This is a genomic window from Streptomyces sp. NPDC050658, assembly GCF_044457025.1.
Lineage (GTDB): Bacteria > Actinomycetota > Actinomycetes > Streptomycetales > Streptomycetaceae > Streptomyces.
Genome location: NZ_JBITGM010000016.1, coordinates 109,661 through 132,530 on the forward strand (window position 1 = coordinate 109,661; position 22,870 = coordinate 132,530).

General features: G+C 72.6%; 17 protein-coding genes. 10 read left to right on the top strand and 7 right to left on the bottom strand.

The genetic code is table 11. The annotated features are described in order from the left end of the window. Positions 1–25 precede the first annotated feature (25 nt). Together ACIBKX_RS38075 and ACIBKX_RS38080 are read right to left on the bottom strand one after the other, a co-directional pair. The gene (locus ACIBKX_RS38075) at positions 26–796 is read right to left on the bottom strand and encodes an alpha/beta hydrolase (RefSeq protein ID WP_363272302.1); all 771 of its coding nucleotides are present in this window, start codon (positions 794–796) and stop codon (positions 26–28) included. 156 nt (positions 797–952) lie between these two features. Beyond that, positions 953–2,173, bottom strand: coding sequence for a hypothetical protein (locus ACIBKX_RS38080; protein WP_363272202.1), 1,221 nt, complete (start codon positions 2,171–2,173; stop codon positions 953–955). 199 nt (positions 2,174–2,372) lie between these two features. Here ACIBKX_RS38080 and phsA point away from each other — a divergent pair, with 199 nt between their 5' ends. The 3 genes from phsA to ACIBKX_RS38095 all read left to right on the top strand — a co-directional run bounded on the left by phsA (position 2,373) and on the right by ACIBKX_RS38095 (position 6,409). After that, positions 2,373–4,280, top strand: coding sequence for an O-aminophenol oxidase PhsA (gene phsA, locus ACIBKX_RS38085; protein ID WP_363272201.1), 1,908 nt, complete (start codon positions 2,373–2,375; stop codon positions 4,278–4,280). A 117-nt stretch (positions 4,281–4,397) separates the two neighbouring features. Next, the gene (locus ACIBKX_RS38090) at positions 4,398–5,141 is read left to right on the top strand and encodes a PDZ domain-containing protein (protein WP_363272200.1); all 744 of its coding nucleotides are present in this window, start codon (positions 4,398–4,400) and stop codon (positions 5,139–5,141) included. Between the two features lie 134 nt (positions 5,142–5,275). Beyond that, a complete protein-coding gene (locus tag ACIBKX_RS38095; protein WP_363272199.1) occupies positions 5,276–6,409 on the top strand; it encodes an aminopeptidase P family protein in 1,134 nt (377 codons plus the stop codon). A 17-nt stretch (positions 6,410–6,426) separates the two neighbouring features. Here ACIBKX_RS38095 and treZ read toward each other — a convergent pair whose 3' ends face one another. After that, the gene (treZ, locus tag ACIBKX_RS38100; protein WP_363272198.1) at positions 6,427–8,172 is read right to left on the bottom strand and encodes a malto-oligosyltrehalose trehalohydrolase; all 1,746 of its coding nucleotides are present in this window, start codon (positions 8,170–8,172) and stop codon (positions 6,427–6,429) included. A 197-nt stretch (positions 8,173–8,369) separates the two neighbouring features. On the opposite strand from treZ, the gene ACIBKX_RS38105 reads away from it, so the two are divergent. Next, a complete protein-coding gene (locus ACIBKX_RS38105; protein ID WP_363272197.1) occupies positions 8,370–8,921 on the top strand; it encodes a DUF1707 and FHA domain-containing protein in 552 nt (183 codons plus the stop codon). A 74-nt stretch (positions 8,922–8,995) separates the two neighbouring features. On the opposite strand, the gene ACIBKX_RS38110 is transcribed toward ACIBKX_RS38105, so the two are convergent. After that, entirely contained in the window at positions 8,996–10,243 is a 1,248-nt protein-coding gene (locus ACIBKX_RS38110; RefSeq protein ID WP_363272196.1) for a M14 family zinc carboxypeptidase, read from the bottom strand. A gap of 205 nt (positions 10,244–10,448) precedes the next feature. Between ACIBKX_RS38110 and ACIBKX_RS38115 the strand changes: the two genes are divergently transcribed. Continuing rightward, the gene (locus ACIBKX_RS38115) at positions 10,449–11,540 is read left to right on the top strand and encodes a cytochrome P450 (RefSeq protein WP_363272195.1); all 1,092 of its coding nucleotides are present in this window, start codon (positions 10,449–10,451) and stop codon (positions 11,538–11,540) included. Here ACIBKX_RS38115 and treY read toward each other — a convergent pair. Then, positions 11,476–13,968, bottom strand: coding sequence for a malto-oligosyltrehalose synthase (gene treY, locus ACIBKX_RS38120; RefSeq protein WP_363272194.1), 2,493 nt, complete (start codon positions 13,966–13,968; stop codon positions 11,476–11,478). The genes ACIBKX_RS38115 and treY overlap by 65 nt on opposite strands. A gap of 81 nt (positions 13,969–14,049) precedes the next feature. Between treY and ACIBKX_RS38125 the strand changes: the two genes are divergently transcribed. Beyond that, positions 14,050–15,315: an MFS transporter gene (locus ACIBKX_RS38125; RefSeq protein ID WP_363272193.1), complete on the top strand. Its 1,266-nt coding sequence runs from the start codon at positions 14,050–14,052 to the stop codon at positions 15,313–15,315. Here the strand turns inward: ACIBKX_RS38125 and glgX are convergent. Continuing rightward, on the bottom strand, positions 15,269–17,377 hold the full coding sequence (gene glgX, locus ACIBKX_RS38130) for a glycogen debranching protein GlgX (RefSeq protein ID WP_363272192.1): 2,109 nt from the start codon (positions 17,375–17,377) through the stop codon (positions 15,269–15,271). The genes ACIBKX_RS38125 and glgX overlap by 47 nt on opposite strands. Positions 17,378–17,572: 195 nt before the next feature. Here glgX and ACIBKX_RS38135 point away from each other — a divergent pair, with 195 nt between their 5' ends. The 4 genes from ACIBKX_RS38135 (at position 17,573) to ACIBKX_RS38150 (ending at position 21,910) form a co-directional block, all read left to right on the top strand. Further along, a complete protein-coding gene (locus tag ACIBKX_RS38135) occupies positions 17,573–18,340 on the top strand; it encodes a Tat pathway signal sequence domain protein (RefSeq protein WP_363272191.1) in 768 nt (255 codons plus the stop codon). 61 nt (positions 18,341–18,401) lie between these two features. Next, positions 18,402–19,727, top strand: a complete 1,326-nt coding sequence (locus ACIBKX_RS38140; protein ID WP_363272190.1) for a copper amine oxidase — start codon at positions 18,402–18,404, stop codon at positions 19,725–19,727. A 103-nt stretch (positions 19,728–19,830) separates the two neighbouring features. Beyond that, positions 19,831–21,072 (top strand): SAV2148 family HEPN domain-containing protein, encoded by a 1,242-nt coding sequence (locus ACIBKX_RS38145; RefSeq protein WP_363272189.1) that lies wholly within the window; start codon positions 19,831–19,833, stop codon positions 21,070–21,072. 112 nt (positions 21,073–21,184) lie between these two features. After that, positions 21,185–21,910 carry a 3'-5' exonuclease gene (locus ACIBKX_RS38150; RefSeq protein WP_363272188.1) on the top strand — a complete coding sequence of 242 codons (726 nt, stop codon included), beginning with the start codon at positions 21,185–21,187 and terminating at the stop codon, positions 21,908–21,910. 7 nt (positions 21,911–21,917) lie between these two features. On the opposite strand, the gene ACIBKX_RS38155 is transcribed toward ACIBKX_RS38150, so the two are convergent. Then, positions 21,918–22,772, bottom strand: coding sequence for an aminoglycoside phosphotransferase family protein (locus tag ACIBKX_RS38155; RefSeq protein ID WP_363272187.1), 855 nt, complete (start codon positions 22,770–22,772; stop codon positions 21,918–21,920). Positions 22,773–22,870 lie beyond the last annotated feature (98 nt).

The following is a 22,870-nucleotide window of genomic DNA, read 5'->3' on the forward strand; positions in this document are numbered from 1 at the left end:
GGTCCGCTCACGCCGCTCGGTCCGCTCACGCGTCCGCGCGCAGGAAGTCCTCCACCGCGCGGATCACGTCGAGCGGCGTCTCGTCCATCGCGTAGTGCCCGGCGGCGGGCAGCTCGACGAGTTCCGCGCGGGTGTACCAGCGCATCCACGTCTGACGCATCAGATCGGCGGAGAGCGCGGGGTCGAGCGCCCCGGTGACGGCGAGCGCGGGCACGGTGGCGCCCTCGACCAGGTCGTGGAAGTCCTCGCGGGCCCAGGAGTCGAGCCAGGCGCGGAACGCCTTCGGGTCGCTGCGGTCCATCGAGCGCTCCACCATGCGGTCGAGCCAGGCGGCGGGCCGGTTGCCGCCGGTGGTGACGTCGAGGATCGCGCGGCGGTTCTCCGGCCGCAGGTCAGCGCCCGCGAACAGCTCCCACTGCTCCGGCGGCAGGTCGAGGCCGGACGCGGGCACGGGCGAGACGCCGACCATCCTGCGCACCCGGTGCGGTGCCGCGGCAAGGACCCGCTGGGCGACGCTGCCGCCCATCGAGTGGCCGATCAGCGAGAACCGCTCCCAGCCGAGCCGGTCCGCCAGGTCGACGACATCGGCGGCCCCTTCGGACGTGGTGTAGTCGCCGGCCGCGTCCTTCGCCTCGCCGTATCCGCGCAGATCCACCACCGCGTACTGGAACGAGGCGAGGTCCAGGTCGGGCAGGACCGGCGCGTACGCCGAGCGGTCCGCGAGCCAGCCGTGCACGACGACGACCTTGTGCGGTCCTTCGCCGAGCAGGACATGGGGGAGCTGGAAGGAGGCCACGTCGACTCCGATCGCCGTACTGGTGCGGGTGTTGGGCCGTGCGGCCCGCGACAACGGTGACCGCAACTCACCGGCTCCGCAAGGGCGCGGGGGAGGTACGGAGGCGGATGCGGGGGAGTCGCGGACGCAGCCGCGGGGGTGCTCGCGCGGGGGAACCTATGACTCGGCCGCGGCCCCGTCCACCGCCTTCCGCTCCAGTTCGGCGAGGCGCGAGCGCGCCGCCGCGCGGCCGTGGTCGGTGCTCTGGAGCGACACGTACTGCCGCTGGGCCCGTATCGCCTGGGTGTAGTCGCCTATGAGCGCCAACTCCTCGCTCAGGACGGAGAGCTGGGCCGCGTCGGACTCCGTGTCGTCGAGCTCGCGGATCAGATAGGCGCGGGCCGTCTCGACCATGCCCAGGTCGCGGGCCAGCTCCAGCCAGGTCGACTCCGGTTCGTCGTCGGGATCCACCCCGAAGTTGGAGTCGTCGAACGAGCGTGCCCACGCCCGCACTTGCGCCGCCTCCTCGGGGAGCCCGGCCAGGCCGCACCACGTGTCGTACGTCGTCTCGTGCGCCTCGCGCAGCAGCGGCAGGTCCTCCTCCCGTCCGTACAGCCCCACCAGGACGACGGCGAGGCGCAGTTCGTCGGACATCGACGCGGCCGCCTCGTGCTTGAGGAGGTGGCGCAGCAGGGCGCGGTCCGTGTTCCGCCGGTCGTACTGCGCGGCGCGCAGGGCAGCCACCCGGCGTGGGCGGTCTCCGGTGACGGCGTCCCAGGTCGCGGCGTCGCCGGTGCGCAGCAGGGCCAGGTCCGTGCGCCCCTTGGCGAGCACCTGCTCCCACAGCGGCGGGCGCGGATGGGGGTCCAGGCGGCCGTAGGCGAGGTGCTCGACCGCGTTGAGCAGGAGGTGGTCCGGTTCGGTGCGCAGCAGCGCGGCGTGCAGCCGGGCGACGAGCTGTACGGGAGAGCGCTCGGGGAAGCCGAGCGCGGCCCGCAGCTCGGCGCGGCGGGCGTCCAGGTCGGGCACGCAGTCCTCGCGGAAGTCGCCCTCCGTGTCGGCGATCTCGGCCAGGATCCGCGCCTCGTCGTCGTCCGGCGACAGGCTCACGTAGTCGTGCCAGCCGGGGAGGCCGACGAGGATCTCCAGGGCCTCGTCCACGCTGTCGCCGATGATCCCCGCCGAGCCCTCGGAGTCGGCGTACAGGACGGAGCCGTCCGCGCACACGAAATACGTGCCCCCGGTGTCGTCCCCCGCGACCGGGTGCAGCGGGCCGCCCGACGCCAGGCGGACCTCTTCCACGTGGTCGGCCCGGGACAGGTCGAATGCGAAAGGGAACGCGGCCAGCTCGGCCAGACGCGGGTCCTGTCGCAGCAGACGCAGTGCACGTTCGGTCATGTTCCGAAAGTAACAGCGGCCACTGACAGCAGACCCACAACGGGAGTTCTCGAATCTCTATGGGGTTTCCGAGACTTTTATCGCGGAATGGCGGATTCACGGAACTTGGCCGGTGCGTGCGGAGTCTTCCTGGGTGCACATGTTTCGTTTGCTGCACGCAACGCCGACGGCGTTGCTGAACACGGGGGGTGTTCAGAGCTTGACCGACATCATCGAGCGCATCACCGACCGCCTGACGGGCACCGGCCAAGAGGCTGTCGCACAGGACGGCGAACTGGCTCCGTACGTGGCGCCGCTGCCGGTCCCGCCGGTCCTGCGGCCCGCCGCGGGCGACGTACGGGAAGAGACCGAGATCGCGCTGCGCCCGACCTGGGTGCGGCTGCACCCGCAGCTGCCGCCGACGTTGATGTGGGGGTACGACGGCTCCGTGCCGGGCCCCACCATCGAGGTGCGGCGCGGCCGGCGCGTCCGGATCGCGTGGACCAACCGCATCCCCAAGGAGAGCGAGTATCCGGTGACCTCCGTGGAGGTCCCCCAGGGCGACCCGAATCCGGCCACACTGCCCGGCCGGGGCGGGGTCGAGCCCAACAAGGACGTGGCGGCGCTGCCCGCCTGGTCGGTGACGCATCTGCACGGCGCGCAGACCGGCGGGGGCAACGACGGCTGGGCGGACAACGCGGTGGGGTACGGGGACGCGCAGCTCGCCGAGTACCCGAACGACCACCAGGCGGTCCAGTGGTGGTACCACGACCACGCCATGAACATCACGCGGTGGAACGTGCAGACGGGGCTCTACGGCACCTACCTCGTCAGGGACGACGAGGAGGACGCGCTCCATCTCCCCTCCGGGGAGCGGGAGATCCCGCTGCTGCTCGCCGACCGGAACCTGGACACGGACGAGGACGGCCGGCTGAACGGCCGCCTGCTGCACAAGACCGTCATCGTGCAGGCCGAGAACCCGGAGACGGGCAAGCCCGTGTCGCTGCCCTTCACCGGCCCGTACAGCACGGTCAACGGCCGCATCTGGCCGTACGCGGACGTGGACGCGGCCTGGCACCGCTTCCGCCTGGTGAACGCGTCGAACGCGCGGATCTACGACCTGGTCCTGGTCGACGAGGACAACAACCCGGTGCGCGGGGTGCTGCACCAGATCGGCAGCGACGGCGGACTGCTGCCGCGTCCGGTGCCGGTCGACTTCGACGGGGCGCTGCCCACGCTCACCGTCGCCCCGGCCGAGCGCATGGACCTGCTCATCGACTTCCGCGCGCTCGCCGGCAAGCGGGTCCGGCTGGTCAACAAGGGCCGTGGCCAGGCCCCCGGAGTGCCCGACCCGGCGAACGACGTGCGTTATCCGCAGGTCATGGAGTTCCGGGTGCGCGAGGGGCGGTGCGCGGACGACTTCGCGCTCCCGGAGGTCCTCTCCGGTTCGTTCCGCCCGCTGAGCCACGACATCAAGCACGGGCACCGGCTGGTCGTCCTGACGCCTCCGGCCACGAAGGGCGGTGGCGGCCACCCGGAGATCTGGGAGATGACCGAGATCAAGGAGCCGGGGGACATCCGGGTCCCGACCGAGGGGATCATCCAGCTCCGGGGCGCGGACGGGAAGACCAAGACCTACCGGCGGACCGCCCGCACCTTCAACGACGGCCTGGGCTTCACGATCGCCGAGGGCAGCCACGAGCAGTGGAGCTTCCTGAACCTCGCCGTGGACCCGCCGGTGACCCACCCCATGCACATCCACCTGGCGGACTTCCAGCTGATGGGCCGCGACGCGTACGACGTGTCGGGCTTCGACGTCAAGGTGGGCGGCACCCGGACGCCGATCGACTTCGACCCGAAGCGGGAGATCCCGCTCGCGCCGAACGAGCGCGGCTGGAAGGACGTGTTCCTGGTCCCCGGCGGTCAACTGCTGCGGGTGATGGGCAAGTTCGACGGCGCCTACGGCCGCTTCATGTACCACTGCCATCTGCTGGAGCACGAGGACATGGGCATGATGCGGCCCTTCGTGGTGATGCCCAAGGAGGCGCTGAAGTTCGACCACGGGGCCGGGCACGGGGGCCACGACGGCCATGGCGGGGGACCCGGCGGGGGAGACCATCAGGGCTAGCCACCGGGGCTGGTCACCGGGACCGGCCGCACGGCACAAGCCGCACACGTGGACGTCACTCGTTCGGGGAACGTCGTCCGGGGTCACGCCGGGTAGGGCTGTGGCCGGAGGCGAGCCATGGAACAGACTGCGTTGCGTCCCAAGCCGATGCCCGGCCGGCAGCCCGGCGGCGGCCACAGGTTCGGTATCAGGCGGCGGCTCGGCGCCGGACGGAAGTCCGGGGCGGGCCGTGGCTCCGGGCCGAGCGGCGGCTCCGGGGCAGGTGGCGGTCCCGGAGCGGGTCGGCGGCCGCACGCCGCGCGCAAGCGCGGACGGCGGCTGCGGACCCTGCTCTTCGGGCTGCTGGTCTCGACGGTCCTCGTCCTCTCGGGCGTGGGCCTCGGCACCGTCAGCGCCACCGTGATCGGCATGAGCAAGCTCGCCGAGCTGCAGAAGGCTGCGGGCCCGCCGGGCGCGGGGCCAGGAGCGCCAGGAGCGCCAGAAGCACCCGGCGGCCCCTCGGCACCGACCGCGCCCAAGCCCAGCCCTCCGGCGAAGCCGCCACAGCCCGACACGGGCAGCACGGGCGGCACGGGCAAGGGACAGTCCACCGCGCGCCCCACCCTCGGCGTGGAGGCCGTCGACGCCCCAGGAGGCCCCGGCGCGCTGCTCGTCGGCGTGCACAGCCCCGGACCGGGCTTCACGGCCGGTCTCGTCCGCGGTGACGTGCTGCTCGCCTTCGGCAGGACCCGCATCGGCTCGGCGAAGGCCCTCGCCGGCGCCGTGGCCGACGCGCGTCCGGGACGGAACGTCACACTCACCGTCCGCCACGAGAACGGCGACCGGCAGATCCTGTCGGTCACGCCCGGCTTCGTGACGTGAGCGCGGCGGCGGTGGAGGGCACGGACAGCGGTTGAGGGCACGGACAAACGCCTCGCGGACGCGCGCCGGTGCGGGCAGGATCGGCGGGAGCAGCACGCCGTACGCACGCAGCGAGCCCGCCCTGGAGGCGTCCCATGACCGGCACCACCGCCACCCCCGCGCCCTTCACCGCCGACGACTACCGGGCCCGCATGGACCGCGCCGCGGCCGACGCGGCGGACGCGGGGCTCGCGGGGGTGCTTGTCGCACCGGGCCCGGACCTCACCTGGCTCACCGGCTACCGGCCCACCGCGGCGACCGAGCGGCTCACCGTCCTCGTGCTCGCCGCCGGGCAGGACCCGGTGCTCGTGGTGCCCACCCTGGAGGCACCGGACGCGGCACGGTCCGCCGGCGCGGGTGCGCTCACCCTGCGCGACTGGACCGACGGCAAGGACCCCTACGCCGTCACCGCGCCGCTGCTCGACGTCGACGGCCGCTTCGGGATCAGCGACAACGCCTGGGCGATGCATCTCATCGGCTTCCAGAAGGAGCTGCCGGGCACCTCGTACGTCTCCCTCACCGAGGCCCTGCCGATGCTCCGCGCGGTCAAGGACGCGGCGGAACTGGAGCGCCTCACGGCCGCGGGCGCCGCCGCCGACGCGACGTACGAAGAGATCCTGAAGGTGGCCTTCGCGGGCCGCAGGGAGACCGACGTCGCCGCCGATCTCGCCGATCTCCTCCAGCAGTTCGGGCACTCCCAGGTCGACTTCACCGTCGTCGGCTCGGGGCCCAACGGCGCCAATCCGCACCACGAGGCCGGCGACCGCGTCATCGAGCGCGGCGACATGGTCGTACTCGACTTCGGCGGTCTCCTCGACGGCTACGGCTCGGACACCTCGCGCACGGTGCACGTCGGCGGGCCCACCGCGGAGGAGCAGCGCGTCCACGACCTCGTGCGGGCCGCGCAGGAGGCTGGCTGCGCGGCCGTGCGGCCCGGCGCCGCCTGCCAGGACGTCGACCGGGCGGCCCGCGCGGTGATCGCCGACGCCGGGTACGGCGAGTACTTCATCCACCGCACCGGGCACGGCATCGGCGTCACCACACATGAACCGCCGTACATGATCGAGGGTGAGGAACTGCCCCTCGTACCGGGAATGTGCTTCTCCGTAGAGCCCGGCATCTATCTGCCGGGCCGCTTCGGAGTGCGCATCGAGGACATCGTGACGGTCACCGAGGACGGCGGCCGACGGCTCAACACCACGGCGCGCGAGCTGGCGATCGTCGACTGACCCGGGCTTCGGGCGAGCTACGACACCGCGAGGACCGCGCACGACTCGGCGGGCAGCCGCAGGATGCCGTCCGCGCCCGGCGCCTCCACAGGGCGCCACGCGGCGAGCACCCGCGCTCCCCGGCCGCCCACCGGGACGTCGGCCTCCTCCTTGCCGATGTTCACGGCGATCCGCAGATCGCCGCGCCGGACCGCGAACCAGCGCGCCTCCTCGTCGTACGCGACCCGCAGCGCCGCCAGATCGGGGTCAATGAGGTCGCCGCGCGTGCGCCGCAGGGCGATCAGCTCGCGGTACCAGGAGAGCACGCGCGCGTGCGGGTCGGTCAGCGGCTCGGCCCAGTCGAGACAGGAGCGCTTGCGGGTGGCCGGGTCCTGCGGATCCGGTACGTCCGACTCGGCCCAGCCGTGCGCCGCGAACTCCCGGCGCCTGCCCCGGCGTACGGCATCCGCCAGGTCGGGGTCGGTGTGGTCGGTGAAGAACTGCCAGGGCGTCGCGGCGCCCCACTCCTCGCCCATGAACAGCATCGGCGTGAACGGCCCGGTGAGGGTGAGCGCGGCCGCGCAGGCGAGCAGACCGGGCGAGAGCGACGCGGAGAGCCGGTCGCCCTGGGCGCGGTTGCCGATCTGGTCGTGGGTCTGCGCATAGCCGAGGAAGCGGTGGCCGGGGGTCTTCGCGCGGTCCACGGGGCGGCCGTGCCGGCGGCCCCGGAACGTCGAGTACGTGCCGTCGTGGAAGAAGCCGCCCGTCAGGGTCTTGGCGAGCGCGGCGAAGGGCGCCTGCGCGAAGTCCGCGTAGTAGCCGTGCGATTCACCGGTGAGCGCGCAGTGCAGCGCATGGTGGAAGTCGTCGTTCCACTGCGCGTGCAGACCGAGTCCGCCCTGCCCGCGCGGGGTGACGAGCCGCGGGTCGGCCTGGTCCGACTCGGCGATCAGCGCGAGCGGCCTGCCGAGTTCGACGGCCAGTTCGTCCACGGCCGTGGACAGCTCCTCCAGGAAGTGGCACGCGCGCGTGTCCCGCAGCGCGTGCACCGCGTCGAGCCGCAGCCCGTCCAGGCGGTAGTCGCGCAGCCAGGCGAGCGCGCTGCCGATGAAGTAGGCGCGCACCTCGTCCGAGCCGGGGGCGTCCAGGTTCACCGCGGCGCCCCACGGGGTGTGGTGGGTGTCGGTGAAGTAGGGCCCGAACGCGGGCAGATGGTTGCCCGAGGGGCCGAGGTGGTTGTGCACCACGTCGAGCACGACGCCGATGCCGTGCGCGTGCGCGGCGTCGACAAATCGTTTCAGCGCCTCCGGGCCGCCGTAGGGCTCGTGCACGGCCCACGGTGACACGCCCTCGTACCCCCAGCCGTGCCGCCCCGGGAACGGGCACAGTGGCATCAACTCCACATGAGTGACGCCCAGTTCAGCGAGGTGGCCGAGCCGCCCGGCGGCCGAGTCCAGGGTGCCGTCCGGCGTGTACGTCCCCACGTGCAGCTCGTACAGGACGGCGTCCCGCACCCCGCGCCCCGCCCAGGGCGCGCGCCACGCGTACCGCTCGTGGTCGACGACCGCGCTCAGCCCGTCGGGCCCGTCCGGCTGCCGCCGCGAGCGGGGATCGGGCAGGACGGGGCCCCCGTCGAGCGAGAAGCCGTAGCGTGTCCCGTCGGCCGCGTCAACCTCCGCCGTCCACCAGCCGCCTTGGCCCTCGGCGCGCTCCATCGCGTGCGTGGCGTCCGCGCACCGCAGCGTGACCCGCTCGGCCTCCGGCGCCCACACCTCGAACTGCATTGACGTTCCCCCTCGTCCGTCTCGTCCGTCTCATCCGTCTCGTCCGGCCGGCTGTCGTCCGGCGTCCTGCGCCGCCGGCCCGCCCGTCCGTTCGTTCGTTCGTTCACACGCTCGACCATCGTGCTCCAGAAGTGATCGGCCCGCGGTCGTTCCGCGTTTTCTGGACACCCCGGCCGACCTGCCCGACAATCACCAGGGTGACGTCGTCCTTCGAGATCCACACGTACCCCGCGCGGCTGACCGACGCCGAGCGCGACAGGGCGCTTGAGGTGCTCAGGGAAGGCGCCGCCCTCGGCAAGCTGTCGCACGACACGTTCGTACGGCGCATGGAGCTCGCGCTCGCCGCCCGGCAGCCCGACGAACTCGCCGCGCTCACCGCCGACCTGCGGACCGAGGGACGCTTCTCGCGCCTCGTGTTCGGCACCGTCGGCGCGGTCTCCGGGTTCACCGTCAGGCTGCGCAGGGCCTGGCAGGCCGAGCGGCTCCCGAAGCTGCTGCTCCCGGTGCCCGGCAATCCGTACCCGCTGCGGATCGGCCGTGACCCCGCCAACGGCCTGCGGCTCAGCCACGAGACGGTCTCCAGGGTGCACGCCGAGCTGAGCCGCCAGGGCGGCACATGGGTCCTGCGAGACCTCGGCTCGACCAACGGCACGTCCGTGAACGGCCGTCGGGTGATCGGCGCCGCGGTCGTCCAGGACGGCGATCAGGTCAGTTTCGGGACGATGGCGTTCCGGCTGTCGGCGGAATAGGCCGTCAGCTGTCAGCCGTTGTCATCTGTCATCTGTCATCTGTCATCTGTCATCTGTCTGTCCGTCTGCCCGTTTCAGCCCGCCACGCGCGCGTGCCGGGCCGCCGCGACCGTAGTACGCGACTGGTGCTCGACCTGATGCTCCAGCGGCACCCAGCGGGCCTTGAACCGCTCGGCGAAGGTGTCGCTCCAGTGCGCCACCAGCCGTTCGAGCCGGGGTGCCGCCCGGTCGCCCGCCGCGTCGAGGACCCGGAGCGCCATCGCGGCCGCGCGCAGCGGCAGCCGCCGCCCGAACGCGTCGACGCTGCCCACGTACGCCATCGACGTCCCCGCGGGCGGCCGTCCCGCCCAGTCGTCGGCGAGGCCCGGCACCAGGTCGAGCGCCCAGCGCGCCGCGCGCAGCAGCGGACCGTCGAGGTCCGGCAGCCGGGGCAGCGCCTCGCCGAGTATCTCCTCGACGAGCAGCGCGTCGCGGCGCAGCCGCCGGGCCACCCCGCGCAGCGCGAGCGCGGGGGCGGGATGCGGGGCGGGGTCGTCGACCAGGTCGCTCGCCCACATCGGCACCTCCACGATCGCCGTCAGGCCGCCGTACCGGTGGGCGTGGTGCCAGGTGGTGTGCCGGGCGTCCTCGGGGAGGCTCGGATAGGCCGCCGCCGAGCCGGGGCCCGGCAGCACATGCACCCCGGGACCCGACACCGGCCAGCCCGCGGCGTCCGACGCCCCCGTCTCGACCGGGATGTGCAGCTCCGCCGCGGACTTCGCGAAGGGCTCGGCGAGTCCCGGGATGTCCCGCGTCAGCTGCACCCAGCTGCCGCCCAGGTCGGTGCCGTGCAGGGACACCTGCAAGTAGGGCCGCAGTTCGTCGATGACGCCGGTCAGGGCGCGCGTCTCGGGCGGCAGCCGGTCCGGCGGCAGTACCGAGGGCGACCACTCCGGCTGCTCGGGGCCCGCAGGCCGGAAGAAGTGCCGGTGGTAGTCGAACAGGGAGCGCGGCGCGGGCGTGCGGTGCAGGGCCGCGCCGTCCGGGTCGGCGCAGAGCAGGAAGTGCCAGGAGGTGTCGGCGCGCAGCTCCGCGTCCCGCAGCGTCCACTCCGCCAGGTGCAGCAGTGTCGAGCCGCCCGCCGGTTCATTGGCGTGTGCGCCCGCGACGACCAGGACGGCGTGCGGGGAGCGGCCCACGGAGAGCAGGTGCAGGGGGCGTCCCGCGCGGGAGGAGCCGACCTGGCGCAGCGTGCTGAGGGCCGGTCGGTGAGCCGCCAACTTCCTTGCGGACAGCACCAGTTCGGCCACATTGGGATAGCGCTGATCCGCCAGTTGACTCACCCCCGTCTTGTCCGCTGACGCATTCCGCAGTACGCCACGCTGCAGGGCGGGTGTCAAGCGTGCGGCGCAGGCCCTTCTCGTCGCCTCACCGCCTCACCGCCTCACCGCCTCACCTGAACGGACGTACGGAACTGCGTGCGGCGGCCCGCGATGGTCCCCTGAAGCGGTGCGAAGCCTTCCAGGCCGGAGCGGGATGCCCCCGGCGGTGCGTTCCCTGCCCGGTTCAGGCGGCCCGGCGGTGATTCCGCTGCCCAGTCTCCTGGCCCCCGGCGTCGAACGCGATCCCTATCCGCTCTACCGCGTCCTGCGCGCGGACTTCCCGCTCGTCCGGGACGAGCTCTTCGGGGCCTGGCTCGTCAGCCGGTACGTGGATGTGCGCGCCGTCATGGGCGACGTGCGGTTCGGTGCGCGCGCCCCGGGGGCCGGCCCTGTCGTGGGCCGGTGTGCCGTCGCGGTGGTCGGCGCAGCCGTCGAGCGCACCGCGTACGTCCTGGCGCGGCGCATATCCGGGCGGCGCGAGGTCGACCTCGTCGCCGAGTTCTGCGGGTGGCTGCCGGCCGCGGCGGCCGTCGCCGCGCTGGGGCTGCCCTACGGAGACGCCGCCCGTGTCCAGGAGTGGTGCCGTACGGGCCGCACCCGCGTCGGCGACGTGGACGGCCACCCGGACCTCGCGGACCTGCTGCGGCCGCTCGTCGCGCGGCGTCGCGCCCACCCCGGAGCGGACCTGCTGTCCGAGCTGTGCCGCGCGCGGGTGGACGGCCGCCCGCTGTCCGACGCGGCCGTCATTCGCCTGGCCGCGGCGCTGCTCGGTGGCGGCGGCGAGGCCACCGCCCTCGCTCTCGCCTCGTTCCTCGCCAACCTCCTGGACCATCCCGCGCAGCTCGACCTCGTACGCGCGAGGCCGGAACTGATACCGGGCGCCTGGACGGAGTCCCTGCGCCGCGATCCGCCCACACCCGTCGTGCTGCGCCGCGCGAGCGCGCCGATCGCCGTCGGCGGCAGCACGCTCCCCGCGGGCGCCGTGGTGGCCGCGCTGGTCGGAGCGGCGGGCCGCGACCCCTACCGCTTCGCCGACCCCGACCGCTACGACATCTTCCGCGCGGACCCCGGACACCTCGCCCTCGGCGGGAGCGCACGGCCGTGCCTGGGCACCGTCCTGGCCGGGCTCACCGCCGAGCTGGGTCTGCGGGCCCTGCTCGACGCGATGCCGGGACTGCGCTGGGCCCCCGGCTTCAGGCCGGTTCCCCGGGGGCTGACGACGCGGGCTCCTCGGGTTCTTCTGGTACGTCCCCGCTGACCGCCGCCGCTTCCTCGCCGCGCACCCGCTCCAGGAGCACCACCGGCAGCTCCTCGAAAAGCTCCGCCACGCGCGCGTGCCCCGTGAACTCCCGCCCCGGAGTGAGCAGATCCGCCCACCGCCCCTCCGGAAGCGGCAGCTCCGTGGCGCGCCAGCCGCCCGCGTCCATGAGCCGCAGGGAGAGCCGGGTCACCGCCGACACGACCTCTCCGGAGCGTGCGAAGGCGACACAGTGCGCCGCACCGGGGCCGCGTACCGCCAGCGGCTCGTACGTCGCGGCGCCCCCGAAGACCTCGGGCCGCCGCCCGCGCAGCCGCAGCGCCGCCGCCGTCACGGCCAGCTTCTCGTCGGAGAGGTCCCAGAGGTCACGGTGCGCCGCCAGATGCTCCAGGACGTGCGGCTCGAACCGCACCGGGCTCCGGTTGTCCGGGTCCACCAGGGCCCGGTACTCGCGCTCCGTTCCCTGGTACAGGTCCGGCACTCCCGGCATCGTCAGCTGGAGCAGCGTCGCCCCGAGGACGTCCGCGCGCACATGGGGCCGCAGGCCGGCCGCGAACTCCGCCACGGTGTAGAGCGGCGGCCCGCACGGGCCCGCCTCCACGAACGCCGTCACGGCCTTCTCGTACGCCTCGTTGGGCTCGGTCCAGCTCGTGTGCAGGCCCGCCTCGCGCACATGCTTGAGCAGCGCCTGCTGCAGCCGGTCGTCGTAGGGGAAGCCGAAGCCGACGGCCGTCTGCCAGGCGGCCCACGCCAGTTGGGGGTCGGGCGCGCGGGCCCCGCCCACGCGCGCGGTCTGCTCGGTGAGCGTGACCAGGAGGTCGGCCCAGCGCTGCGGGACCTGCGTGAGCACGGTGATGCCCGCCCGCACGTCGGCGCTGCGCTTGGTGTCGTGGGTGGTGAGCACCGTGCCCGTGTAGGGCCAGTCGCGCTGCACGCGCGCGCAGTACGCGTGAAAGGCCTCCGGAGCCACCGCGGGACGCTCCGGGGAGCCGCCCACCTCCGCCGCCGAGAGCAGCGGCGCGTGCCGGTAGAACGCGGTGTCCTCGACCGCCTTGGCGCGCAGCGCCGACGCGGTCTGCGCGCATCGCGCCCGGAAGGCGGCCACCTCCGGCCCCGTGCCGAGCCGGCCGAGCAGCAGATCCCGTACGACGTCGACGGCCTCCGCCTCCTCCCGGACGGCGAACGAGGCCTTGGCGTCGTCGGCGGCGGCGACGGTGAGCACCGAGGCGGGATCGGCGCCCCCGGAGACGTAGGGCCGGTACACGGGGAGCCGCACGAGGAGTTCCTGGAGCGCGGTGCGCAGCGCCCACGGGGCGTGGTCGCGCAACACGGGGTCCGGGGCGCACAGCGCGGCCGCCTCGCGGGTCAGCCGGTCGGTCTCGGCGGCCAGTTCATGCGTGACGACCTTGTACGCGGCCCGCCGCACCGTGGCCTCCCAGTCGCCGCCCCGGTCGGGCGGCGGCGCCGTGAACCTGCGGTACTGGCCGAGGAGTTCACCGGCGCCCGCCGGGTCCGTGAACAGGCCGTCCAGGTGGCGCAGCGCGTCGTACCCCGTGGTGCCCGCGACGGGCCACGCGGCGGGCAGCCGCTCCCCGTCGGCGAGGATCTTCTCCACGACCGTCCAGCGCCCGCCGGTGGCCTCGTGCAGCCGCTGGAGATACGCGCCGGGGTCCGCGAGTCCGTCGGGGTGGTCGACGCGCAGCCCCTCCACGACGCCCTCCCGAAGGAGCGCGAGCACCTTCCCGTGGGTGGCGTCGAAGACCTCCGGGTCCTCCACCCGCACCCCGATGAGGTCCGAAATGGTGAAGAACCGCCGGTAGTTGAGCTCGGTGCGGGCGAGCCGCCACCATCCGAGCCGGTACCACTGCGCGTCCAGGAGCCGCGGCAGCGGCAGCTGTGCGGTGCCTTCCCGGAGCGGGAACGCGTGCTCGTGGTAGCGCAGTACGTCCCCGTCGACGCGCAGCCGCTCCAGCTCGTCCCCGATGCCGCGCCCGAGGACCGGAAGCAGCACCCGGCCGCCGCCCGCCTCCCAGTCGATGTCGAACCACCGCGCGTAGGGCGAGGAGGGCCCCTCCCGGAGCGTCTCCCACAGGGCGTGGTTGTGCCGGGGCACCGCCGCCATGTGGTTCGGCACGATGTCCACGACCAGGCCGAGACCGTGCGACCGCGCGGTGCGCGACAGCGACCGCAGCCCCTCCTCGCCGCCCAGCTCCCCGCGCACGCGCGCGTGGTCCACGACGTCGTAGCCGTGCGTGGACCCCGGAACGGCTTCGAGGACCGGCGACAGATGCAGATGCGAGACACCCAGGGAGGCCAGATACGGCACGGCCGCCTCGGCGGCGGAGAAGGGGAACTCCGGCTGGAGCTGCAGCCGGTAGGTGGCGGTCGGCGGCGGCGGAACCACGGGCTCGGAGCGCTCTGGCGTCATGCGAACGTACGTACCCGCCTGACGGGCTTTCGTGCCATCGACTCATGCGCGTGTCCGGCGGGGCGTGGCTAGCTTCGGACGATGGTTACGAAGGCGCAGGCCACACCGGACACACAGGGCGCACGAGGACTCCTGGACACCTACCGGGAAGTGATCGGGCACACCGGAGCGGCCCTTCCGGTGATCTCGTTCCTCGGCAGGCTCCCCGTGGCCATGATCCAGTTCGGCAGCGTCCTGCTCGTCACGGAGACCAGCGGATCGCTCGCCACCGGCGGCATCGTGGCCTGTGCGCTCGCCCTCGGCCAGGTGACCATGGGCCCGTTCGTCGGCCGTCTCGCCGACCGGCGCGGTCAGCGCCCGGTGGTGCTCGCGTTCTCGCTGCTCAACGCCGTCGCGATCGCGGCGTACACACTGGGTGCCCTCATGGACCTGCCCACCCCAGCGCTGATGGTGCTCGCGGTCCTGGCCGGTGCGAGCATCCCGGGGATCGGCCCGCTGGCCCGCGCGCGTGCCGTGCCGCTGGTCCGCCGCGCGGGCGGCGACGACCGCCTGGTGAACACCGTGCTCTCCCTGGAGAGCACCATGGACGAGCTGTCCTTCGTGCTCGGCCCCGCCCTGGTGGGCCTCGCCGCCGTCGCCGCCCACCCGGCGTACGCCTTCGGGACGGCCGCGCTCCTGGTCGCCGTCTGCGGCACGGGATTCGCGCTGCACCCCACCGGCCGGACGGTGCGGGCAGCCGCGGAGCCGGCGCCACGCGCGCGTGGGGAGCGTTCGCGGCTGCCGCGCGAGGTCTACGTCGTACGCGTCGGACTGGTCTTCCTGGGGGTGCTCCTGGGCGCCTGTGGAGCCGGGATCACGGCCCTCACGCAGGAGTTGGGGCAGCCGGGCCAGGCCGGGCTCGTCTACGCCGCCATGGGCGTCATGAGCGCCGTCGTGGGGCTCTCCATGGCGGCGCTGCCCGAACGCTTCGGCCTGCACGCCCGCTGGAAGGCCGCCACGGCCGCCGCTGCGCTGCTCTCGCTGCCGCTGGTGTGGACGGACAGCCTGACCGGCCTCTACCTCGTGGTGACCGTGTTCGGCGCCGTCTACGCCCCAAATCTCATCACCGGCTTCGCGCTGACCGAGCGGTCCTGCCCGCAGGAGCGGCTCGCCGAGGGCATGACGTTCGCCGCGAGCGCCTTCGTCGGCGGGCAGGCGGTCACGCTGGCCGTGGCGGGACGCCTGGCCGAGTCGCACGGACCCGGCGCGGCGTTCGCCCTCGGCAGCGCGGCCGCCGCCCTCGCGTTCCTCGTCGCTTTCGTCACGCCGGCCGTCGCAGGACCGTCAGGCTCCGGTCCGCGAGCGTGAGACGCTCACCGGCGCCCGCCTTGGGCCCGGTGTCCGGCGGGATGCCGTCCGCGCACGCGGTGTCGACGACGACCTGCCACTGCCGGCCGTGATTGACGGGCACGACGAACTCCAGGGGCTCGGCCGACGCGTTGAACATGAGCAGGAACGAGTCGTCGGCGATCCGCTCGCCGCGCGTGCCCGGCTCCGAGATCGCGTTGCCGTTCAGGAACACCGTCAGCGCCCGCGCCTGCGAGGCGTCCCAGTCCCGCTGCGTCATCTCCTCGCCCTCCGGGGTGAACCAGGAGATGTCGGACAGCTCGTCGTGCGTGCCCTCGACCGGCCGCCCGTGGAAGAACCGCCTGCGGCGGAAGACGGGATGGTCGCGGCGCAGCCACGCCATCGCGCGCGTGAACTCCAGCTGGGTGCAGCCGTCCTGCGGCCAGCGCACCCAGGCGACCTCGTTGTCCTGGCAGTACGCGTTGTTGTTGCCGCCCTGGGTACGCGCGAACTCGTCGCCGTGGCTGAGCATCGGCACGCCCTGGGAGAGCATCAGCGTCGCGATGAAGTTGCGCATCTGCCGCTCGCGCAGCTCCAGGACCGCAGTGTCGTCCGTCGCGCCCTCGGTGCCGCAGTTCCAGGAGCGGTTGTGGCTCTCGCCGTCCCGATTGCCCTCTCCGTTGGCGTCGTTGTGCTTGTCGTTGTACGCGACCAGGTCGTGCAGGGTGAAACCGTCGTGGCAGGTGGTGAAGTTGATCGACGCGAGCGGGCGCCGCCCGTCGTCCTGGTAGAGGTCCGACGAACCGGTGAGCCGGGACGCGAACTCCGCGAGCGTGCGCGGCTCGCCGCGCCACAGGTCGCGCACCGTGTCGCGGTACTTGCCGTTCCACTCCGTCCACATCGGCGGGAAGTTGCCCACCTGATAGCCGCCCTCGCCGACGTCCCACGGCTCGGCGATCAGCTTCACCTGGCTCACCACCGGGTCCTGCTGCACCAGGTCGAAGAAGGACGAGAGCCGGTCCACCTCGTGGAACTGCCGCGCCAGTGTGGCCGCGAGGTCGAACCGGAAGCCGTCCACATGCATCTCCGTGACCCAGTACCGCAGCGAATCCATGATCAGTTGCAGTACGTGCGGGGAGCGCATCAGGAGCGAATTGCCCGTCCCCGTGGTGTCCGTGTAATAGCGCTGGTCGTCCGCGAGCCGGTAGTACGACGCGTTGTCCAGGCCCCGGAAGGAGAACGTCGGACCCAGGTGGTTGCCCTCCGCCGTGTGGTTGTAGACGACGTCCAGGATCACCTCGATGTCCGCCTCGTGCAGCGCCTTCACGGCCTGCTTGAACTCCAGGACCTGCTCGCCGCGGTCGCCCCAGGAGGCGTACGTGTTGTGCGGGGCGAAGAAGCCGATCGTGTTGTAGCCCCAGTAGTTGTTCAGGCCCATGTCGACGAGCCGGTGGTCGTTCACGAACTGGTGCACCGGCATCAACTCAAGCGCTGTGACGCCAAGTTGCGTGAGGTGGTCGATGACCGCCGGATGCGCGAGCGCCGCGTACGTCCCGCGCAGCTCGTCGGGCAGCTCCGGGTGGAGCATCGTCAGGCCCTTCACATGCGCTTCGTAGATCACCGTTTCGTTGTACGGCGTGCGGGGCGGCCGGTCGTCGCCCCAGTCGAAGTACGGGTTGACCACCACGGAGGTCATCGTGTGCGGCGCCGAGTCCATGTCGTTGCGCTTGTCGGGGGTGCCGAACCGGTAGCCGTACACCTCCTCGCCCCAGTTGACCCGGCCGCTGACCGCGCGCGCGTACGGATCGAGCAGCAGCTTGGCGGAGTTGCAGCGCTCCCCGCGCGCGGGCGCGTAGGGACCGTGCACCCGGAAGCCGTACCGCCGGCCAGGCATCACGCCCGGCAGATAGGCGTGCCGCACGAACGCGTCGGACTCGCGCAGCTCGACGGCGGTCTCCGAGCCGTCGTCGTGCAGCAAACAGAGCTCGACGCGGTCGGCGGCCTCGGAGAACACCGCGAAATTCGTGCCGGCGCCGTCGTACGTGGCACCCAGTGGATACGCCTGCCCTGGCCACACCTGCATGCATACGACTCTTCCACTACCGCCCCCTCGGCCCGGGGTCACTTTGGCCAGAGTCTCCCCGAAAGTGGGGCAACCACCCAGGAGTTGAGCCCGTCTAACGGATCGACCACATACTCGGTATGCCCATCAGTGGGGCATCAGGGGAAGTAGGGGGAGGATGTGCGCGAACTAGTCAGACGCCATCTCGGGAAAGTGATGGCGGGTGCCGCGGTCGCCGCAGCGGCCACCGCCGTGATGGTGGGGATCACGCTGCCGGGCGAGGCGGGCGCGGGGGACTCCGCCGACCAGGGCCGCAGCGCGGCCGCGGGAGCGGCGCAGCAGAACGCCATTCCGAAGGACGCCGTCGTGGAGGAGGCGCCCCAGGAAGGCGAGAAGGGCATCGGCAGCGACCCGCTGACCGACGCCGAGACGGAGCGCGCCGAGAAGATAGCCATGGGCGGCGGCGCCCGGCTGTCGGCCCGTGATGTCGAGGGAGACCGCGGCCCGCAGCTGCTGAGCAGCAACCTCAGCGAGGCCGACCCGACCGAGGCCGTCGACGCCGACCGGCCGCGCCGCGCGGAGATCGTCTACTACGACTACAAGGACGACGCGCTGGTCACCAAGACGGTGAACCTCGACACCGGAAAGGTCGAGGACACCGACACCTCGCACGGGGTACAGCCGCCACCCGCGCGGGACGAACTCACCGAGGCCGCCCAGCTGTTGATCGCCGACCCGCTCGGCGCGGACCTCAAGAGCGACTACAAGCGCGCGATGGGCAAGGAGCTCACCTCGCCCGACCAGCTGACGCTCAGCGCCTTCGTCTTCCACAAGGAGACCGTCGAGCAACTGCCCGACGCGCTCGCCAAGTGCGGCGAACACCGGTGCCTCAGCGTCGTCAGCAAGGTCGTCAACGGCCCCTGGATCGACACCCGTGACCTGATCGTCGACCTGAGCGCCCGCACCGTCACCCGACTCCGCTGAGCGGCCCACAGGGGCCTCTGCCAGCGTCATCTCACTTCCCGCACGAGGGAGTTCCTTGTCCATGCACGTGAACAGATTCACGCGCGCCCGCAAGCGCGCCTCCATCGGCCTTGCGGTCACCGCGCTCCTGGGCACCGCCGTGGCCGCGGCTGGACCGGCCGGTGCCACCCAGAACAGCCCGAAGGCCGCCCCGGCGGCCGCACCCGCCTGCAGCGCCGACTACCGCATCGAGCAGACCGTCGACGGCGGCACCACCTGGCGCATGTGCTGGCACTACAACACCAACGCGGGCCTCGTCCTCGACAACATCTCGTACCAGCCGAAGAACGAGCCCAAGCCCATCCCCGTCCTGACCAGCGCCCGGCTCGCGCAGGTCCACGTCCCCTACGACGACGGCGAGGACGAGTACCAGGACATCACCGGCGCCTCCTTCGGCACCGACCTGCTGCCCCTCAAGCCCTCCGAGTGCCCCGGCGGCACCGTCAAGACCGTCAAGGTCGAGGGCTCGCCCATCCCCGGCGGCAAGGTGAAGGGCCTGTGCACCACCACGCGCGCGCGTGGGCACGCGTACCGGATGACCCCGGACATCTACCAGAACCCGGAGAAGATCTACCAGGCCCAGGGCAAGGACCTGCTGATCTACACCGTCAACCAGGCGTCCTGGTACGAGTACATCACCGAGTGGCGCTTCTCCTCGGACGGCACCATCACCTCGAACGTCGGCGCCACCGGCAGCCTCTCGCCCAGCGACTTCGACGGCACCGACGGCAAGGGCTGGCCCATCGGCAAGGGCGCGAGCGACTACGCGGAGAGCCACAGCCACAACGTCTCCTGGCGGCTCAACTTCGGCCTGGACGGCTCCCCGAAGGCCAAGGTCGAGCAGTACGACTCCAAGGTCACGCCGCCCGCGGGCAACGGCAAGCCCAAGACGAAGACGACGCGTACGCCCGTCACCAAGGAACTCATCGGAGACGTCAAGGGCATGCGCTGGTGGCGCGTGGTGAGCACGGCCGGCAAGAACAAGGACGGCCACCCGCGCTCGTACGAGATCGTGCCGGGCCACACCGTCAAGCACCCCGGCCGCAACTACAGCAACCACGACGTGTACTTCACCGAGTACAAGAAGTGCGAGAAGTACACCAGCGACAATCTGTCCGAGAACTGCGGCCCCAGGAGCGTCGACAAGTGGGTCAACGGGCAGACGCTCAAGCACCCCGTCACCTGGGTCAACATCGGCTTCCACCACATCGCGCGGGACGAGGACCAGCAGCCCATGCCGGTCCACTGGCAGGGCTTCTCGCTCGCCCCGCGCGACGTGACCGCTATGAATCCGCTCACGCCCGGAGACCTCGCCGACCAGAACGGCAATACGGAAGGCGGTAGTTGAGAAAGCCACCTGTCCATCCGGCTGCACCGCCCGCCGCTCCCGGAGTACCCTTCCTTGATCGTTGAACGGGGGAGTGCTCGGGGGAGCGGAAGGGGTGCGCTGGGTGAGCTCGGGAGGGCGGGAGCTGCCCCCTGGTGACGAGGGTCACGAGGGGGGTTCCGCGGACGGCCCGCCCGGAGCGGTGTCCCTGGCGCGGCCGATGGAGATGGGATCTCAGATCGGACCCGAACTGGACTGGGGCGCCGACGCCTGGCGCGAGGTGCGTACGCGCGCGCAGCGCGCCGGGCGGGCCTACATCTGGCTGAACCTCGTGGAGCAGCGGCTGCGTGCCGTCGTGGCCGCTGTGCTCCGTCCCGTCTACGAACCGGTCCACGCCGACGACTGGGTGGTGGCCGCCGCCGGTCCGGCCGGCCAGGAGTGGGTCCAGCGGGCCGTCGCCGTACGCGAAGTGAGCCGCCGCAAGGGTTACTTGCTCGACCCGGCCGACGACAACGTCCTCAGCTTCCTCACGCTGCCCCAGCTGCGTGAGCTGATGGTGCAGCACTGGCCCTGCTTCGAGCCCTACTTCGACGACCGGCGCGACGTCGAACTGGCCCTGGACGAGCTGGAGGTCACCCGCAACGTGGTCTCCCGCAACCGGGCGCTCTCCGAAACGGTGCTCGCGCAGGCGGAGCGCGCCTCGGCCAGGCTCCTGGAGATACTCGGCGCGGGCACCGACGCGCCGTCCGCGCGCCGGCTGCCCGTGGACGCCGTCGAGTCCCTGGTCGGCGACCGGTACGCGGATGTGGTGGGCGTGCACTCGGACCGGGTGCGGCTGCTCACCCAGTTCCCCGCCGAGGACATCTTCGGCGGGGCCCGCCGGCTCGACGCGATCGGGATAGGCCTGAATCTGCTGGTGCAGAACTTCTCGGGGCGCCGTCTGGTGCGGCTCGCCGAGTCGGGCTGCCGGGTCCGGCTGCTCTTCCTCAACCCGGCGAGCAGCGCGGTGCGGCGCAGGGAGCGCGAACTGGGTCTGAAGAAGGGCGAGCTGAGCCGCAGCGTCGAGATGAACATCCTGCACATGCGCCGGGTGCGGGCCCGCCTGCGTGATCCGGGGGCCTTCGAGATCCAGGTCTTCGACGAGACGCCCCGCTTCACCGCGTACATGGTCGACGGGGACGGCGCGGACGGTGTCGCGGTCGTCCAGTCGTATCTGCGCAGGACGCGCGGGATGGAGGCGCCGGTGCTCGTGCTGCGCGGCGGACGCCGGGTGGTGAAGGCGGGTGAACCGGGCGAGAGCGGGCTCTTCGAGACGTATCGGGAGGAGTTCGAGCTGGCGTGGGCGGATTCGCGGCCGGTGTCGTGAGCTGCCCGGCAGGCCTTCCGGCGGGCTAAGCGGAACGCGCGCCTCGGATTGTCAGTGGCGCGTGGGATCGTGGTGGTCATTGGGGGAACGCACCACAGAGAAGGGGGCGGCCATGGGCTGGCACCGGGAGCTGCTGATCGGTTTCGACCTGGAGACGACAGGGACGGATCCGAGTGAGGCACGCATCGTCACGGGGGCGGTGATCGAGGTCAGGGCCTCAGAGGTCCTCGGCCGCAAGGAATGGCTGGCCGATCCGGGGGTCGAGATCCCCGAGGAGGCGGTCGCGGTCCACGGGATCTCGACCGAGCGGGCGGCCGCGGACGGCAGACCCGCCCCGGAGGTCGCCGACGCCATCGCGGGCGTCCTCACCTCGTACTGGCAGTCGGGCGTGCCGGTCGTGGCCTACAACGCGACGTTCGACCTGAGCCTGCTCTCCGCGGAGCTGCGGCGGCACGGCCTGCCGTCCCTGCGCGAGCGCCTCGGCGGCGCCGAGCCCGCCCCGGTCGTCGACCCGTACACCATCGACCGCTCGGTGGACCGCTACCGCAAGGGCAAGCGGAACCTGGAAGCGGTCTGCGGGGAGTACGGCGTGATCCTGGAGTCGGCCCACGACGCCATGTCGGACGCGCTGGCCGCGGCGCGCCTCGCGACCGCGATAGCCGACCGCCACCCCAAGGTCGCCGCCCTCGGCCCGGCGGAGCTGCACCGCCGCCAGATCGAGTGGTACGCGCAGTGGGCGGCGGACTTCCAGGACTTCCTGCGCCGCAAGGGCAACGCTGACGCGGTGGTGGACGGCGCGTGGCCGCTGCGGGAGGAGTTCAGCACGTCCGGCGTCTGAGGGCCGCTCAGAACGGATACCACCGCACGGCCGGATCCCCGTCACGCAGCGAGGCGACGCGGCGGCGGAACTCGGCGAGGGCCTTGGGGTTGGCCGGCGCGTGCTGTGCGACCCACGCGCAGCTGGCCGTCTCCCGGGCGCCCCGCAGCACCGCACAGCCCTCCCACTCCCGTACGTCCCAGCCGTACTCGGCGACGAACCCGTCGTACGCCTCGGCCGCGAGTCCGTACCGGTCCCGCGACAGCGCCATCACCACCAGATCGTGCTCGCGCAGATCGGAGGAGAACGTCTCCAGGTCCACGAGGACGGGACCGTCCGGGCCCACCAGGACATTGCGGGGCAGCGCGTCGCCGTGGACGGGGCCGGGCGGCAGCTGCGGGGTGAGCGCGGCGGCCGCCGCGGCGAAGCCGTCCCGGCGCTCGCGCAGATAGTCCGCGTCCTCGCGGTCGATCGCGTCGCCGGCGAGCCGCAGCCACCGCTCGACGCCACCGAGCAGCTCGCGCGGCGGCAGGTCGAAGTCGGGGGAGGGCAGCGCGTGCACCAGACGCAGCAGCGCGGCGAGATCGCGCGGCTCGGCGGGGCGCGCAGCCTCCGGGAGCCGGTGCCAGAGCGTCACCGGATGCCCTTCCACCGCCCGCGCCCCGGGCTCCGCCGCACGCACGGCGGGCACGCCGGACTCCTCAAGCCACCGGGCCACGCGCAGTTCACGCCGGGCCCGGTCGAGCAGCTCGGGGGCGTCCCGGCCGACCTTGACGACCAACTCGCCGCTGCCGAACACCGCGTTCTCGCCGAGCGCGAGCAGCGTCGCGTCCCGGTCGAGCCCCGCCGCGTCCAGTACGTCCCGCGCCCGTGCCTCGTCCATCCGTCGCCTCCCGCGCCCCATGCCTCGTTAGCCGACACAGTCTCGCATTCGCACAGGCCAACGGCGTGCGAGGGCGGCCCGCGAGGTGTGCGCAGCTG

Coding starts and splice junctions, on each gene's coding strand:
- ACIBKX_RS38090 (WP_363272200.1), top strand. CDS start 4,398: ATGGAACAGACTGCGTTGCGTCCCAAGCCGATGCCCGGCCGGCAGCCC.
- ACIBKX_RS38140 (WP_363272190.1), top strand. CDS start 18,402: ATGCACGTGAACAGATTCACGCGCGCCCGCAAGCGCGCCTCCATCGGC.
- treZ (WP_363272198.1), bottom strand. CDS start 8,172: ATGCAGTTCGAGGTGTGGGCGCCGGAGGCCGAGCGGGTCACGCTGCGG.
- ACIBKX_RS38125 (WP_363272193.1), top strand. CDS start 14,050: ATGGTTACGAAGGCGCAGGCCACACCGGACACACAGGGCGCACGAGGA.
- ACIBKX_RS38095 (WP_363272199.1), top strand. CDS start 5,276: ATGACCGGCACCACCGCCACCCCCGCGCCCTTCACCGCCGACGACTAC.
- ACIBKX_RS38155 (WP_363272187.1), bottom strand. CDS start 22,772: ATGGACGAGGCACGGGCGCGGGACGTACTGGACGCGGCGGGGCTCGAC.
- treY (WP_363272194.1), bottom strand. CDS start 13,968: ATGACGCCAGAGCGCTCCGAGCCCGTGGTTCCGCCGCCGCCGACCGCC.
- ACIBKX_RS38080 (WP_363272202.1), bottom strand. CDS start 2,173: ATGACCGAACGTGCACTGCGTCTGCTGCGACAGGACCCGCGTCTGGCC.
- ACIBKX_RS38135 (WP_363272191.1), top strand. CDS start 17,573: ATGGCGGGTGCCGCGGTCGCCGCAGCGGCCACCGCCGTGATGGTGGGG.
- ACIBKX_RS38150 (WP_363272188.1), top strand. CDS start 21,185: ATGGGCTGGCACCGGGAGCTGCTGATCGGTTTCGACCTGGAGACGACA.
- glgX (WP_363272192.1), bottom strand. CDS start 17,377: ATGCAGGTGTGGCCAGGGCAGGCGTATCCACTGGGTGCCACGTACGAC.